Source organism: Actinomadura parmotrematis, from assembly GCF_019458805.1.
In the GTDB taxonomy this organism is placed as follows: Bacteria; Actinomycetota; Actinomycetes; order Streptosporangiales; family Streptosporangiaceae; genus Spirillospora; species Spirillospora parmotrematis.
Map to the genome: position 1 here is coordinate 1 of NZ_JAIBOA010000043.1, position 13,269 is coordinate 13,269.

Genomic DNA, 13,269 nt, shown 5'->3' on the forward strand with positions numbered 1-13,269 from the left:
GGGCGGCCCCCCCCCCCCCCCCCCGGCCCCCCCCCCCCCCCGCCGGGGGGGGGGGGGGGGGGCGGGGGGGGGGGGGGGGGGGGGGGGGGGGGGGGGGGGGGGGGGCGGGGGGGGGGGGGGGGGGGGCGGGGGGCCGTGCGGGGCGGGGGCGGTGGTCACGTTGCCGTGGAAGGAGACGTCGGGGCGGCCGGCCCAGAAGCGGTTCGAGGGCTGCCGGGGAGCGGGCTCGTCCGAGGAAGGGGCGATCGGCGATGCTCCGCGCGCTTCCGGGTCGTCGTGATCACCGGTCAGCGGTGAGTGGCCCGAAGTGAAGACCGCCGGTGATCCGGGGGCGATCTCGGCGATCGCTCCGAGCATCTGGTCGGTGGCCGCCGCCATTTCGAGCTGGATCTCCGCGAGGGAGCGGCCCATCGCCTGGCGGCGCTTGACGGCGACGAGCTGGAGCAGGTGGCGGTGCCCGTACAGGGCGACGCGTCCGCGCCGTCCGAGGGGCGGGTCGAGCAGGCCGATGGTGGTGTACCAGCGGATGAGGCGCTCGTTGGGCAGGTCGCGGACCCGGCCACTGGACTGCGTCGAGGTGTCGTCGGACAGGGCCGCGGTGGCGTGCGCGACCAGTTCGCCGATGGTCCAGATACCGTCCATGGCTCAATGATGACAGTGTCATCATTACAGTGTCAACGTATCGAGATGGGTAGGTGATGCTGGCGCCTTGAAGGCTGGGAGGCCCGTGCGTCGCAGCCCGGTAGACAGTGGCCAGATGGTGTGGCTCGTTCGGGCTGGGCATCCCCTGCATCGAGCGGGTACTGACCGACAACGCCTGGGCCTACCGCAGGTCCACCGACTGGCGGGCGGCGCTGGCCCAGCCGGTCGCCACCGGCAAACTCACCCGCCCCTACCGGCCCAGACCAACAGCAAGATCGAACGCTGCAACCGCACCCTGGCCGGCAAATGGGCCTACATCCGCCCCTACACCACCAAAGACGAACGCACCGCAGCCCTGGCCGACTTCCTGCACCCCTACAACCACCACCGCGGCCACACCGCCCTGGACGGCCGACCACCCATCACCCGCATCAACAACCCTGCGGGTTACTACACCTGGGCGGCTGCTCTGGCGGGGCGTGGGCGGGCGGGTTGTTGAGGCGTGGCGGAGCCGGGACGGCGCGCGGCTCCGGGTGGTGTCCTGGGGTCTGCTGGGCGAGGAGGCGGAGCGGCTCCGTTGGTGAGTGTTGGGTGCGGAGGCCTCGCTGAGCAGGCACTTTCCAATGCGGGCGTTGCGAGAAGGTCAAACTCCTTGAAGGCCGGTGGCGCCTCCCCCACGCTGGAGCTTCTCGGGGGAGGGGGGACCGTTGCGGAACAGGGGGGACGCCGGGGCCTCGGCGTGGGAGCGCTACCGGACGCTGGTGGCCGGGCATCGCAGGGAGCGGTGGCTGGTGCGCGGGGTGCTGGCCGCGGGGGCCGGGGTCGTGGCGGCCGGGATCGGCGGGCTGGTGGCCGGAGCCGGCGCGGCGCTGGCCTTCTTCGCGGGGCATGCCGCTTATGTGTGGGTGCGGCCGGGGCCGATGGGGGACTGGCGCCGCGGTGCCCTGGCGGAAAGGGCGACGGGAAGGCGGCTCGCCGCGTTGCGGCCGCCCGATTTCCGCGTCCTGCACGATCGCGCCTTGCCGGGATCGGCCACTAATGTCGACCATTTGGTGATAGGTACGTCCGGGGTCTATTCCGTTGCGAGCCGGCGGTGGCGCAGGGGGGTGCGGGCGCGTCGCGCGGATGAGTTCGGGCGCGCTGCGGCGTCCGCCGTCAAGATGGCGCGGAGCGTGTCGGACGCGCTGTCCGACGAGCTCGACTATGCGATGGACGTGGTCCCCGTCGTCGCCGTGCATCGCGGGCGCATGCGGCGGGGTGGGACGCGGCACGGTGAAGTGCTGTTCGTCGGTGTGCGGGACCTGGTGCGGGAGATGTCCGGCCGGCGTGCCGTCCTGCGTCCCGAGCAGGTGACGACGGTCGCCGATGCGGCCGAGCGGGTGTTCCCGGTGATGGGCGGCCGATGAAATGAATATAATTCTCCAAATGGACTAATTCCCCCATCCGGTTCGGGGGTTTTTCCAAAAGGGCGATGAATGCTTGGGGGAAGCTTTAGCTTTCTGCCATGAATGACCGCGTCCTGGTCGAGTCCCTCCGCGCCCGCGATCCGCAGGCGCCGGCCGGGCTGTACGACGCCTACGCCGCCCGGCTTCATGTGTTCTGCCACTTCCGCCTGCGCGACGCCGACGCCGCGCAGGTCGCCCTCCGTGACACCCTCATCGTCGCCACCACGCACATCGACGAGCTGCGCGTTCCCGAGCGCCTCGGCGCCTGGCTCTACACCATCGCGCGGGGCGAGTGCGACCGGCACGTTCCCGCGCGCCCGCGCGGGGACGGCCTCGTCTGGGAAGCGGTCGACGCCTTGGCTCCCCTCTACCGGGACCTGCTCGAACTGCGCCTGCGCCACGGTCTGGCCGATGACGAGCTGGAAGCGGTGCTGGCACTGTCGGAGGGCGAGGCGGGACGGCTGCTGGCCCGTGCCGAGAGCGCTCTGGCCTCGGCTTTGCTGGCCGGCCGGGACAAGGGCGGTCGGCGCGTCTCGGCCGCGCGCGTGTACGAGGCGCTTCCGGAGGTCGGACCGTCCGGGGAGATGCGGGCGCTGGTGCTGTCGTGCTTCGACGATGTCGAGCTGGTCGGCTACCGGCTGTTCGTGGCCACCAGGGTCACCTGCTTCGACGCCGAGGGCTTCCCGCGCGCGTCCCTCCCGCCCGCGCCGAGGGCGCGGCGGCCCGTGCGGCTGGCGGTCGCCGCCGCCTCGGCGGTCCTGCTGGTCGGCGGGGGCGGCGCCGTCGCCTACCGGGACGGTGGGCAGGAGACCGGGCGCGGGGACGCCGTCAGGGTCACCTCCGAAGCGCGAGGCTCGCAAGTCCCGTCCGAGGAAGGGAGCACGCCGGGGCGGGCGCCGCAGGCGGCGGGGACGCCCGATGTGGACGCCTCGCCGATCTCGGTCACCTATCCGCTGCCGGCGGCGCGTCCTCGGCCGCCGCTCCGCAAGCCCGGCGCCGCCCCGTCGGGCAAGGAGTACCAGGCGGCTCCGGTGCGCCGGCCGAAGGCGGGGGCGCTGCAGATCACCCCGCCGGTCCTGGACCTCGGTGACGCCGCCGACGGCACCGTGCGGCTGCGCGCCGTCGGCGGGCCGGTGAGCTGGAGCGTCGCCGCGGACGGGCCGGTCGAGGCGAGCGCCGCGTCCGGCCGCGTCAAGGCCGGGCGGACGGTCACCCTCGGCGTCCACGTGCGGCGCACCGGGACGGGCGAGCGCGGCGAGGGCGTCCTGGTCTTCCAGCCGGGCGGGGAGGTGCGCGTCACCTGGGCCGACGCACCCGAACCAGGCCCGCCGCGCCGCCCGGGGGACGGCGCGCACCGGTGAGGGGCGCCTGACGCGGCGGACACTTCTCCTTTGCCCCGGCATGACCCCCGCCGGGGCGAAACCCGCGCTACCGCCGGGGATCCCGCCGCGATCTTGACTCCGGCCGTACCTGCGCTCCAGGTGGCGAGCAAGGGCCTCCCCACCTGCATCGATTACCGTGAGTGGTTGATCGGTGCGGGGTGCGAGTGGTGCGGGGAGGACCGTGTTCCCAGCGACGAACGGCCGGCGGGCGGCGCTGCGCCTCGTGACCCTGTCCTCGTGCACCGTGGTCGGCCTGGCGGCGCTCCAGGTGCCCGGCCACACCGCGAAGCCCGCCCCGACCGCCCGCGATGTGGACGAGAGCCGCCGCGACGTCCGCGCGAAGACCGCCGACGTCGGCGAGGTGAAGGCCGAGCTGGCGCAGGCCGACGGCGAGCTCGACCGGCTCGCCGCCAAGGTCGAGGGAGCCGTCGAGCGCTACAACGGCGAGCAGGTGAAGCTGGCGGCCGCCCGCGCCGACCACGCCGACGCGGTCCGGCGGCTCGCCGAGGCGGCCCGCAAGGTGGACGCCGCGCAGGCCGATCTGGCCACCTTCGCGGCCCGCGCCTACGCCGACAACACCGGCTACAACCCTTGGGCGGCCATGCTCAGCGGGCGGGGCGGGCCGCAGGGGTTCGTCGACCGCGCCGGGCTCGTGCAGGTCCTGGCCCGGCGCCGTGCCGACGCCATCACGAAGGTGAAGGCGTCCCGGACCGTCGCCGACCTGTTCCGCAGGCAGGCGGCCGGTGCGCTGGCCGAGCAGCGCGCCGCGCTCGGCCGCGCCGCCGAAGCCAAGCGCGCCGCTGAAAGCGCCCTCGCCGAGCAGCGGGCCGCCGTCCAGCGCATCGAGGCGCGGAAGCGGCAACTGGAGGCGAGCCTCGGCGCCGCCCGCGCCAAGGCCGAAGCGCTGGCGCGCGCGCGAAGGGAAGCTCTGGAGAGGGCCGAGGCCGCCCGATTGAAGCAGGCCGCCCAGCAGCGGGCCGGACGGTCCTCGCGCGCGGGCGCGGTCGCGGGCTTGCCGGCCGCGTCGGGCCGCGGCGCGATGGTCGTCCGTGCGGCGCTGCGGTGGCTCGGCACCCCCTACTCGTGGGGCGGGGGCACGGCGGGCGGTCCGAGCTTCGGCGTCGAGCACGGGTCGGGCATCTACGGGTTCGACTGCTCGGGCCTCGCCCTGTACGCCTGGGCGAAGGCGGGCGTGCGCCTCGACCACTGGACGGGCACGCAGTGGACGTCGGGCCCGCACGTGCCGATCGGGCGGCTGCGCCCGGGGGACCTGGTGTTCTTCGCCAACGACACCGGTGATCCCGACACCATCCACCACGTGGGGATCTTCATCGGCGGGGGCCGCATGGTGGAAGCGCCCTTCACCGGGGCGCAGGTGCGGATCTCCACGATCTATCGCAACGGCCTGATCGGTGCCACCCGTCCGGGAGGGTGATGTCACTCCGCCGGGAGGCCGGAACGGCGAAGGACCCGCCCGCGGAGCTCGCGGAGGGGTCCTTCGGCCGTGCCGGGCCGTGGGCGGCGGGGAGCGGATCGTCGCCGCCTCACGGCTGCCGTGCCGGCGATCCGGGAAGGGCCGCCGGCGTCGCGCCCGCCGGGATCGCGCCCATCACCGGCGCGCGTCGGCGACGCGCTCAGTGGCCGCCCTGGTCGGCGGCGCGCTTGCGGGAGCGCTCCACCTCCAGCTCGGCCTCGACCCGGCCCACCCAGTTGGCGCCCTCGACGGACTTGCCGGGCTCCAGGTCCTTGTAGACCTCGAAGAAGTGCTGGATCTCCAGCCGGTCGAACTCCGGCACGTGGTGGATGTCGCGCAGGTGCTCGCTGCGGGGGTCGGTCGCGGGGACGCAGAGGACCTTGTCGTCGCCGCCCGCCTCGTCGGTCATGCGGAACATCCCGACGGCGCGGCAGCGGATGAGGCAGCCGGGGAACGTCGGCTCCTGGAGCAGCACCAGCGCGTCCAGCGGGTCGCCGTCCTCGCCGAGGGTGCCGTCGATGAAGCCGTAGTCGGCGGGGTACTGCGTCGAGGTGAACAGCATGCGGTCCAGCCGGATGCGGCCGGACTCGTGGTCCACCTCGTACTTGTTACGGCTGCCCCGCGGGATCTCAATCGTGACGTCGAAATCCAAGATGTCCTCCGCTCCCTGCGCGCGCGCAGTGAATAGTCTTTCGGGAGTCTGTGCGGGTGAGAGCGACCCCCACAGCGTGGGTTTCCCTTATACAAGGATGTCGCACGTTGGTGAGTGCTGAGCAGGAGAGGGGTGTTCACGCGCCGATGAGGGCCCGCATCCTGGCATTGATCACGCTGTCCCTCCTCAATCTTTTCAGCGTCGCGGCCGGCCTGGCAGTGGCGAAACTCACACCGGACCGGCACCTGTCCCCGCAGCCCCCGACCGTCGCCGAGCGCGACAGCGTGCGCACGGCATCCCCATTGGCCGCCGCGTCCGGCGGCCGGGAGCCCGCCGCAGCGGCGCTCGCCGCCCGCCTGAACGGGCTGCTGACCGGCGACACCGGCGGCAGGACGAACGCCGTGGTGATCGACGCCCTCACCCGCCGGACGCTGTTCCAGCAGCGCGGGGACCAGCCGGCGACGCCGGCGTCCACCACGAAGCTGGCCACCTCGGTCGCCGCGCTCGCCGCCCTCGGCCCCGACCACCGCATCGCGACGCGCGTCGTCCAGGGCTCCGGCAGCGCGATCGTGCTGGTCGGAGGCGGGGATCCTACTCTGACGGCCCGGCCGGCGCAGGCCGGCGCCGCGCATCCGCCGTACGCCTCGCTCGCCGATCTCGCCGCGCAGACCGCCAAGGCGCTGAAGGCCGCGGGCGTGAAGCGGACCCGCGTCGACTACGACGTGTCCGCCTACGCGGGGCCGCGCACCGCCTACGGCTGGAAGGACAACTACCTGCCGGACGGCGAGCTCGCCCCCGTCAGCGCCCTCACCGTCGATGAGGGTCGCGTGTCCCCGGACGACCCGTCGGTGAACTCCCGGGTGGACGACCCGCCCGCCGCCGCGACCGAGCAGTTCGCCAAGCTGCTGACTCACGAGGGGATCGCCGCGCGCGCCGGGCGCCGTACCACCGCGCCGCAGGACGCCGCGCGGCTCGGGCAGGTGCAGTCGCCGACGCTCGCCGCGCTGATCGAGCACCTGCTGACCGAGAGCGACAACGACGTGGCCGAGGCCGTCGCCCGCCAGGTCGCGATCGGCAAGGGCGCGCCCGCCTCGTTCGCCGGAGCCGCGCAGGCGGTGACCGGCGTGCTCGCCTCCCTCGGCGTCGGCCAGGGCATCGCGGTGAACGACGGCAGCGGCCTGTCGGCGCTCAACCGGATCACCCCGGCGGCGCTCGCCCGCGTCGTCTCCCTCGCCGCGTCCGACCAGCACCCCGAGCTGCGCGCGGCGATCACCGGGATGCCCGTCGCCGGGTTCTCCGGGACGCTGCAGAACCGCTACGCGACGAGCGAGAGCGTGGCGGGCGCCGGGCTCGTGCGCGCCAAGACCGGCACGCTCGCGGGAGTCAGCACCCTCGCCGGACTCGCCTACGACGCCGACGGGCGGCTGCTCGCCTTCGCCTTCATGGCGGGGGACGGCAAGAGCGCCGTCGATCCGCACAAGCTCGACGAGCTCGCCGCCGCCGTGGCGTCCTGCGGCTGCCGCTGACCGCGCCGCCGCATCCCTTACCGGCGTGTGGCCCGGACCGTACGGGAGATAACCAGAACGGTCGTTCGTTGAACGATCGAGCAGGGCGCCTCGGCGCCGCGTCCGGAACGTACGGTGGAGTACATGAGCGCCTCGATGATCGACTGGAAGGTGGCGGTCCAGACCGGGACCCGCCTCGTCCGCCCCGGCCCCCAGGTGAGCCACGAGGAGGCCCGGCAGGTGGTCGCGGAGCTGCGCGACCTGTCGCGGCTCGCGCACGGCCACGTCCGCGACTTCACCGGCATGGCGATCGAGGACGACCCCGAGCCGGCCACCGTCGTCGACCGGCCCGGCTGGATCCGCGCCAACGTCGACGGCTTCCGCGTCGTCCTCGAACCGCTGATGGAGCAGCTCCAGGAGCGCCGTACGCCCAGCCCGTTCGGCGGCACCGCCGGCACGGTCGTGCAGGCCGTCGGGTCGCGGGTGACCGGCGCGCAGGTCGGCGTGCTGCTCTCCTACATGGCGAGCCGCGTCCTCGGGCAGTACGAGCTGTTCCTGCCGCCCGACCCCTCGGGCAAGTCCCCGACGGGCCGCCTGACTCTTGTCGCGCCCAACATCGTGCACGTCGAGCAGGACCTCGGCGTCGACCCGCACGACTTCCGGCTGTGGGTGTGCCTGCACGAGGAGACGCACCGCGCCCAGTTCACCGGCGTCCCGTGGCTGCGCCAGTACGTGCAGGACCAGATGACGGAGTTCCTGCTCGCCTCCGACCTCGACCCCGGGGCGATGCTGGAGCGCATCCGCGACGCCGCCGACGTCGTCGCCGACGCCTTCCGCGGCGGCGAGGGCAACCTCATCGAGGCGATCCAGACGCCCGAGCAGCGCGCGATCCTCGACCGGCTGACCGCCGTCATGACGCTCGCCGAGGGGCACGGCGACTACGTGATGGACGCCGTCGGGCCCGAGGTGGTGCCGTCGGTCGCCGACATCCGCGCCAAGTTCCAGGGGCGCCGCGCGGGCGGGTCGCGCCTGGACAAGGCGATCCGGCGGCTGCTCGGCATGGACCTGAAGATGAAGCAGTACGCCGAGGGCTCGAAATTCGTGCGGCGGGTCGTCGGCGAGGTCGGGATGGCGGACTTCAACAAGGTCTGGCAGTCTCCCGGGACGCTGCCCACCCTCGAGGAGATCAAGGAGCCGGGGCTGTGGATCGACCGCGTCGCCCGCCCGCGCGCCCTCGACGCCGTACCGGACGCGGCACCGGACGCCCCGCCCGCCGACCTCCCGCCCGCGGCCAACGGCGACTGACGGGACGCGCCCGTGGCCGGGCCTGACCCGGCCGTCGCGGCCGTCCGCGTGGCGGTGCGGCGCGTCCTCGCCGCCCTGCCGCCGGGGGGTCCAGTGCTGGCCGCGTGCAGCGGGGGCGCCGACTCGCTCGCGCTGGCGGGCGCGCTCGCCTTCGAGGCGCCCCGCGCAGGGCGCGCGGCGGGCGGCGTCACGATCGACCACGGCCTCCAGGACGCGTCCGCCGAGCGCGCCGACCGCGTCGTCCGTGTCATGGCGGACCTCGGCCTGGACCCCGCCGGGTCGGTGGCCGTGCGGGTCGGTACCGGCGGCGGGCCCGAGAACGCCGCCCGCGAGGCCCGGTACGCGGCTCTGGACGGCGCCGCCGGGCGTCTGGACGCCGCCGCCGTCCTGCTCGGGCACACGCGCGACGACCAGGCCGAGACGGTCCTGCTCGGGCTGGCGCGCGGATCGGGCGCGCGGTCGCTGGCGGGGATGCCGCCGTCCTTCGAACGTGGCGGAATTCACTACGCGCGTCCGCTGCTCGGATTGGACCGGGCAACGACGCTTCAAGCGTGTCTGGCGATGGGGCTCGAACCCTGGGACGACCCCCACAACGACGATCCGTCCTACGCGCGCGTGCGCGTGCGGCACGAGGCTCTGCCCGTCCTGGAGAAGACGCTCGGGCCCGGCGTCGCCGACGCCCTCGCCCGGACGGCACGGCTGCTCCGGGACGACGCCGACGCACTGGACCAGATCGCACGCGAGGCGCTGGGCAGCGCGCGCGCTGCCGATGCCTCCGGCGTGGTGCTGGACGTCGCGGCGTTGGCGGAGCTGCCGCGCGCCGTCCGCACCCGCGTGCTGAGGGTGGCCGCGGTGGAAGCGGGCAGCCCACCGGGTACGCTCGCGGCCGTCCATGTTGAAGAAGTGGACCGGCTGGTCACGGCCTGGCGCGGGCAGCGGCACGTCGACCTGCCCGGGGGCCTCCAGGCGTTCCGGCGGTATGACAAGCTGCTGTTCCAACGGGCCTGACGCCGTGCCGTACGCGCCCCGGCACCACCGGTGACCGGCTCCCGGCGCGCGCCGAGAACGTTCCAAGAGGGTGGGTTTGTGGACGAGAAGGACCTGGGCACCGACCTGGCGAAGGTGCTCATCCCCGAGGACCAGTTGCAGGCCAAGGTCCGCGAGCTGGCGGCGCAGATCGACGCCGACTACGCGGGCAAGGACCTGCTGCTCGTCGGCGTCCTCAAGGGCGCCGTCATGGTGATGGCCGACCTGGCGCGGGCGCTGCACGCCCCCGCCTCCATGGACTGGATGGCGGTGTCGTCCTACGGTTCGGGCACCAAGTCCTCCGGCGTCGTGCGCATCCTGAAGGACCTCGACACCGACATCCTGGACCGGCACGTCCTCATCGTCGAGGACATCATCGACTCCGGCCTCACGCTGTCCTGGCTGATCAGCAACCTGCGCTCGCGCGGCCCGGCGTCGCTGGAGATCTGCGCGCTGCTCCGCAAGCCCGAAGCGGTCAAGACCGAGATCGACTGCCGCTACCTCGGCTTCGACATCCCCAACGAGTTCGTCGTCGGCTACGGCCTCGACTACGCAGAGAAGTACCGCAACCTGCCGTTCGTCGGCACCCTCGCCCCCCACGTCTACGGCGGGACCGCGGACTGACCCACGCCCGGCCGGCGCCGCGCCGATACCACGCGGCGGCCCGCGGCTCGACAGGGAACATAAAGCCGTTACGGATCGTTGCAAAGGTCGTTGACGGGTAGACAGAACGGATCAGGGGAACGGCGCTGGCTGCATCCCCTGTATTCAGCGGTGTACCGTCGATATCCCGGACATCGGGCCGGGGGTCGGCGAGGCGCCGCCTGCGGCGCCGGACCGGTTCGCAGTGGCGCCCGTCCCCGAGGACGGGCGGATGAAGCCAGACAGACCTTGGTCAGGAGGGACGGGCCCCGCACGGGGTTACCGGATACATGGACGTGAAGCGCTATTTTCGCGGGCCGCTGCTGTGGATCCTGCTGTTCGGCCTTCTGGTCGCTCTCGTCATGTGGAGCGTCAACCCCGGCCACTCGTACGACAAGGCCGACACCTCCAAGGTCGTCAGTGAGATCCAGTCGGGCCAGGTGAAGTCCGCCAAGATCATTGACAAGGACCAGCGGATCGAGGTCACGCTCAAGAACGGCGACCGCCAGCAGGCGTCGTGGGTCGACGGGCAGGGCCTGGAACTCCAGCGGGCCCTCCAGGACCAGCAGGCCAAGGGCACCCTCACCGGCGGCTACAACGTCGACGTGCCCAAGCAGAGCCTGTTCATGAACCTGCTGTTCAGCCTGCTGCCCATCGTGGTCATCGTGCTGATCTTCCTGTTCATCATGAACCAGATGCAGGGCGGCGGCTCCCGCGTGATGAACTTCGGCAAGTCCAAGGCCAAGCTCATCACCAAGGACACCCCGAAGACCACCTTCGCCGACGTCGCCGGCGCGGACGAGGCCCTGGAAGAGCTGGAAGAGATCAAGGACTTCCTGCAGAACCCGGCCAAGTTCCAGTCCATCGGCGCCAAGATCCCCAAGGGCGTGCTGCTGTTCGGCCCGCCCGGAACCGGCAAGACCCTGCTCGCCCGCGCCGTCGCCGGCGAGGCCGGGGTGCCGTTCTACTCCATCTCCGGCTCCGACTTCGTCGAGATGTTCGTCGGCGTCGGCGCCTCCCGCGTCCGCGACCTGTTCGAGCAGGCCAAGACCAACGCCCCGTCGATCATCTTCATCGACGAGATCGACGCCGTCGGCCGGCACCGCGGCGCCGGCCTCGGCGGCGGCCACGACGAGCGCGAGCAGACGCTGAACCAGCTGCTCGTCGAGATGGACGGCTTCGACGTCAAGGGCGGCGTCATCCTCATCGCCGCCACCAACCGGCCCGACATCCTCGACCCGGCGCTGCTCCGGCCGGGCCGCTTCGACCGCCAGGTCACCGTCGACCGGCCCGACCTGGAGGGCCGCAAGGGCATCCTGCGCGTGCACGGCCGCGGCAAGCCGTTCGCGCCCGACGTCGACCTCGACGTCATCGCCCGCCGCACCCCCGGCTTCACCGGCGCCGACCTCGCCAACGTCATCAACGAGGCCGCGCTGCTCACCGCCCGCTTCGACCGCAAGCTGATCGACATGGACACCCTCGAGGAGTCCATCGACCGCGTGATGGCGGGCCCCGAGCGCAAGACCCGGGTGATGTCGGAGAAGGAAAAGAAGATCATCGCCTACCACGAGGGCGGCCACGCGCTGGTGGCGCACGCGCTGCCGAACGCCGACCCCGTGCACAAGGTGACGATCCTGCCCCGCGGCCGCGCCCTCGGCTACACGATGACGCTGCCGATGGAGGACAAGTTCCTCACCACCCGGTCGGAGATGAACGACCAGCTCGCGATGCTGCTCGGCGGCCGCACCGCCGAGGAGCTGGTCTTCCACGAGCCGACCACCGGCGCCGCCAACGACATCGAGAAGGCCACCTCGATCGCCCGCAACATGGTGACCGAGTACGGCATGAGCGAGCGCCTCGGCGCCCGCAAGTTCGGCAGCGGCCAGGGCGAGGTCTTCCTCGGCCGCGACGTCGGCCACGAGCGCGACTACTCCGAGGAGATCGCCTCCGCCATCGACGACGAGGTGCGCCGCTACATCGAGACCGCGCACGACGTCGCCTGGGAGATCCTGGTCGAGTACCGGGACGTCCTCGACGACCTCGTCGTCAACCTGATGGAGAAGGAGACGCTCTCCAAGGACCAGGTGCTGGAGATCTTCGCGCCGATCACCAAGCGGCCGCACCAGAACTCCTACACCGGCTACGGCAAGCGCCTCCCGTCCGACCGGCCGCCCATCCTCACCGCCAAGGAGCTGGCGCTGATGGGCCCGCAGGACGTCGCCGACCTGACCAAGAGCAACGGCCAGGGCACCGGCGCCACGTCGTCCACCGACGCCGCCGACCGGCCGGCCGACGGCGAAAGCTGATCCACTTGTCCGACGAGCACTCCGGCGCGGCGCCGGGGGCGGCCGCAGGGCCGTCCCCGGCGGCCGCGCCCGCTTTCGACCACGCCCGCATCGAGCGGGCCGTCCGCGAGATCCTCTTCGCCATCGGCGAGGACCCCGACCGCGACGGCCTGCTGGAGACGCCGGCCCGCGTCGCCCGCGCCTACGCCGAGCAGTTCGCCGGGCTGCGGCAGACCCCCGAGGACGTCCTCAACAAGGTCTTCGAGGCCGACCACGACGAGATGGTGCTCGTTAAGGACATCGAGGTCTATTCGACCTGTGAGCACCATCTGGTCCCCTTCCACGGGGTGGCGCACGTGGGGTACACGCCGAACAAGACCGGCCAGGTGACGGGGCTGTCGAAGCTGGCGCGGCTGGTGGACGTGTACGCGCGGCGGCCGCAGGTGCAGGAGCGGCTGACGAGCCAGGTCGCGGACGCGCTGATGCGGATCCTGGAGCCGCGCGGGGTGATCGTGGTGATCGAGGCCGAGCACCTGTGCATGACGATGCGGGGGGTGCGGAAGCCGGGCGCGAAGACGGTGACGTCGGCGGTGCGCGGCGACTTCCGGGAGCATCCGGAGACGCGGGCGGAGGCGATGAGCCTCATCCTGGGCGCCTGACCCCTGTGGGGCCGGGTGGGGTGGGCGCAAGCCCGCCCTACCCGGCCTTTCGCTTTCCCGGCGTGGGACGTGCCGGGTTATCCACAGCCTAGGGAGGGGCTTTCGCGCCCTGACCTGGACGTTCGATAATGAGGTGTACGGTCCGCCCCCGGGCTGGGAGGGGCACGCTCTTCTGGCGCCCCGCACGCACCCCGCCCCGCACGCGCCCCGCCCCGCACGCGCCCCGCCCCGCACGCGCCCCGCCCCCCCCCC

Annotated in this window: 11 protein-coding genes and 1 pseudogene; 10 read left to right on the top strand and 2 right to left on the bottom strand. The window is 72.9% G+C overall.

The window, feature by feature from the left end; translation table 11 throughout:
• The coding region (locus tag K1Y72_RS37695; RefSeq protein ID WP_220170968.1) for a helix-turn-helix domain-containing protein at positions 1 to 642 on the bottom strand (642 nt) is incomplete at its 3' end.
• A 149-nt stretch (positions 643 to 791) separates the two neighbouring features.
• On the opposite strand from K1Y72_RS37695, the pseudogene K1Y72_RS35655 reads away from it, so the two are divergent.
• The 4 genes and pseudogenes from K1Y72_RS35655 to K1Y72_RS35670 form a co-directional block, all read left to right on the top strand.
• A pseudogene (locus tag K1Y72_RS35655) lies at positions 792 to 1,141 on the top strand (integrase core domain-containing protein); the annotation flags it as partial.
• Between the two features lie 292 nt (positions 1,142 to 1,433).
• On the top strand, positions 1,434 to 2,048 hold the full coding sequence (locus tag K1Y72_RS35660; RefSeq protein WP_220170970.1) for a nuclease-related domain-containing protein: 615 nt from the start codon (positions 1,434 to 1,436) through the stop codon (positions 2,046 to 2,048).
• A 98-nt stretch (positions 2,049 to 2,146) separates the two neighbouring features.
• A complete protein-coding gene (locus K1Y72_RS35665; protein ID WP_220170971.1) occupies positions 2,147 to 3,448 on the top strand; it encodes an RNA polymerase sigma factor in 1,302 nt (433 codons plus the stop codon).
• A gap of 202 nt (positions 3,449 to 3,650) precedes the next feature.
• A complete protein-coding gene (locus K1Y72_RS35670; RefSeq protein WP_220170972.1) occupies positions 3,651 to 4,904 on the top strand; it encodes an NlpC/P60 family protein in 1,254 nt (417 codons plus the stop codon).
• Between the two features lie 199 nt (positions 4,905 to 5,103).
• On the opposite strand, the gene K1Y72_RS35675 is transcribed toward K1Y72_RS35670, so the two are convergent.
• Complete coding sequence (locus K1Y72_RS35675) at positions 5,104 to 5,595, bottom strand: inorganic diphosphatase (protein WP_220170973.1); 492 nt, start codon at positions 5,593 to 5,595, stop codon at positions 5,104 to 5,106.
• A gap of 146 nt (positions 5,596 to 5,741) precedes the next feature.
• Between K1Y72_RS35675 and dacB the strand changes: the two genes are divergently transcribed.
• The 6 genes from dacB to folE all read left to right on the top strand — a co-directional run bounded on the left by dacB (position 5,742) and on the right by folE (position 13,017).
• Positions 5,742 to 7,121, top strand: coding sequence for a D-alanyl-D-alanine carboxypeptidase/D-alanyl-D-alanine endopeptidase (gene dacB, locus K1Y72_RS35680; RefSeq protein ID WP_220170974.1), 1,380 nt, complete (start codon positions 5,742 to 5,744; stop codon positions 7,119 to 7,121).
• A 135-nt stretch (positions 7,122 to 7,256) separates the two neighbouring features.
• Complete coding sequence (locus K1Y72_RS35685) at positions 7,257 to 8,405, top strand: Rv3626c family coenzyme F420 biosynthesis-associated protein (protein ID WP_220170978.1); 1,149 nt, start codon at positions 7,257 to 7,259, stop codon at positions 8,403 to 8,405.
• 12 nt (positions 8,406 to 8,417) lie between these two features.
• A complete protein-coding gene (gene tilS / locus K1Y72_RS35690; RefSeq protein ID WP_220170975.1) occupies positions 8,418 to 9,413 on the top strand; it encodes a tRNA lysidine(34) synthetase TilS in 996 nt (331 codons plus the stop codon).
• Positions 9,414 to 9,491: 78 nt separating this feature from the next.
• Positions 9,492 to 10,055, top strand: coding sequence for a hypoxanthine phosphoribosyltransferase (hpt, locus tag K1Y72_RS35695; protein ID WP_220170976.1), 564 nt, complete (start codon positions 9,492 to 9,494; stop codon positions 10,053 to 10,055).
• A gap of 308 nt (positions 10,056 to 10,363) precedes the next feature.
• Complete coding sequence (gene ftsH, locus K1Y72_RS35700) at positions 10,364 to 12,379, top strand: ATP-dependent zinc metalloprotease FtsH (protein ID WP_220170977.1); 2,016 nt, start codon at positions 10,364 to 10,366, stop codon at positions 12,377 to 12,379.
• Positions 12,380 to 12,384: 5 nt separating this feature from the next.
• Positions 12,385 to 13,017 carry a GTP cyclohydrolase I FolE gene (folE, locus tag K1Y72_RS35705; protein ID WP_258574609.1) on the top strand — a complete coding sequence of 211 codons (633 nt, stop codon included), beginning with the start codon at positions 12,385 to 12,387 and terminating at the stop codon, positions 13,015 to 13,017.
• The last annotated feature ends 252 nt before the right edge of the window (positions 13,018 to 13,269 follow it).

Bases quoted from the DNA above. Each gene is read 5' to 3' on its own strand.
- K1Y72_RS35665 (WP_220170971.1), top strand. From the start codon at position 2,147: ATGAATGACCGCGTCCTGGTCGAGTCCCTCCGCGCCCGCGATCCGCAG.
- dacB (WP_220170974.1), top strand. From the start codon at position 5,742: ATGAGGGCCCGCATCCTGGCATTGATCACGCTGTCCCTCCTCAATCTT.
- K1Y72_RS35685 (WP_220170978.1), top strand. From the start codon at position 7,257: ATGATCGACTGGAAGGTGGCGGTCCAGACCGGGACCCGCCTCGTCCGC.
- ftsH (WP_220170977.1), top strand. From the start codon at position 10,364: ATGGACGTGAAGCGCTATTTTCGCGGGCCGCTGCTGTGGATCCTGCTG.